We start from the raw sequence: 1,641 nt of genomic DNA on the forward strand, positions 1-1,641 counted from the left end.
TTTTCGAAATAAGTTACCCATAACCTGCAAGCTAAGCTATTGATAAGATTTGAATTTTCCGTTAGTTGGTGGCTGATTTTTTCGAAAACAGTACACTAGACGGAATCACCTTGAATGAGGCCTCGCCATATCCTTTGCATATGCGCTTCAGGTTTTGAATTGGTACTTTGAAGGTGTAGCCATTAATGGCATCGAAGTTGTCCAGTTCTCGCTCTTCCTGAAAATAAGCTTCTTCAATTGGAATGTTGTTGTCATTGAATGCCGTAAATGTAAACTGCACGAGTTGATCTTTCATGATGTTCAAGTATGGCGCCATAAAAACATCAGCGCCGTCCGGATTTTCAATTGGGCCAACAACACCTTGTTCGGTGGTGTTGAAGGTTGGGCCTGGCAGGCCATTGGTGCCGCCAGGCGTTTCATCTTTGGAGCGTACAATCACGTGTTGGTTGTCAGAGATTGACGTATTGGGATTTCCGAAACGCGTCACTGCAAAGCGCGCAGGTATCTGTGCACCAGTACCTTGCGCCTTCAGAATTGTATTTGGAATCGCAATGATCAGATCGTTTTGGTTTGCAACATCGCTCGCCTTGATTTGATACCATTGAGAAATCGTTTCCTGCCCCCAGAAAAAAGCCAGGTTATCGCTGACTTCATAGCTACTATTCCAAGCAACGATGGCACGTCCATTGAGTTCGTAATCGTCTTCGTCGATAAAGTTATCTTCGATGTTAGGGTTTGTCGGGCTTGTGCCTTGAATTGTCGGCGCGCCAATCACCTCTGATACCGGCAACACAACATCTACTTCCACTGTGCTAGACAGCGACGAACCTACTTGTTCACCTGCTTTCTGTACATCATAAGTCACTTGCACTGTGCCTCGCGGCATCAATGCAATGGTCTCGTAAGGTACAAGTATGGAAATTACAGTTTCCTCCCCTTCACTGCCTTCTGGCAGAGGAAACGCTGGAGAGGAGTTTTCACTTCCCCAGTGCAGGGTGATCAAATCCAACGGTGCCGCGTCCGGATAGCGGGGTATACTAACCTCTACGCCAGCTTTAGCTTCGGCGTAATCGATAATATTGCCCAAGGCAGGATTGATTACAGGCGCTGGGTAGTCACGTGGTAAGTTTTCAAGTAGTAGATTTACAAACATGCCAAGCGAGCGAGTGGACTGGTTGCCAGCACGATCAGTGATTTCATAACTCACCACTCCGTTGAATTTTCCAAGGCCCTCCAGAAATACTCTTGAGTAAGTTATGATTACTCGGTTGAATCCCATGTCGTCTGTGGTCACTTCCGCGCCAGAGCCTTGAGTGTTGCCCCAGTACGTGCGGATCACATCGTGTGTGGCCATACCGGTATAACCACCGATTTCCACGCTAAGTTCATCGCCTAGCTCCGAAAGCTCGTCTGAGGTCAGTCCACCCTCTACCTCAGGTGGGAACTTGATAGGGCCAAGCTGCGGGCGACCTGGTGGAGTCAGATCTACTTCAACCCTGACGGGTAGGGAGAGCTCACTGATATTGTTTTCATGGTTGGTTGCTAGTGTACTGTTTTCGAAAAAATCAGCCACCAACTAACGGAAAATTCAAATCTTATCAATAGCTTAGCTTGCAGGTTATGGGTAACTTATTTCGAAAA

1 protein-coding gene is annotated in these 1,641 nt (G+C 47.0%); it reads right to left on the reverse strand.

Annotation, left to right across the window (positions count from 1 at the left end):
- Positions 1-61 precede the first annotated feature (61 nt).
- The gene (locus DW49_RS0123845; protein ID WP_229687522.1) at positions 62-1,573 is read right to left on the reverse strand and encodes a hypothetical protein; all 1,512 of its coding nucleotides are present in this window, start codon (positions 1,571-1,573) and stop codon (positions 62-64) included.
- Positions 1,574-1,641: the final 68 nt, after the last annotated feature.

The sequence above is a fragment of the Pseudomonas avellanae BPIC 631 genome (assembly GCF_000444135.1).
GTDB lineage: Bacteria > Pseudomonadota > Gammaproteobacteria > Pseudomonadales > Pseudomonadaceae > Aquipseudomonas > Aquipseudomonas avellanae.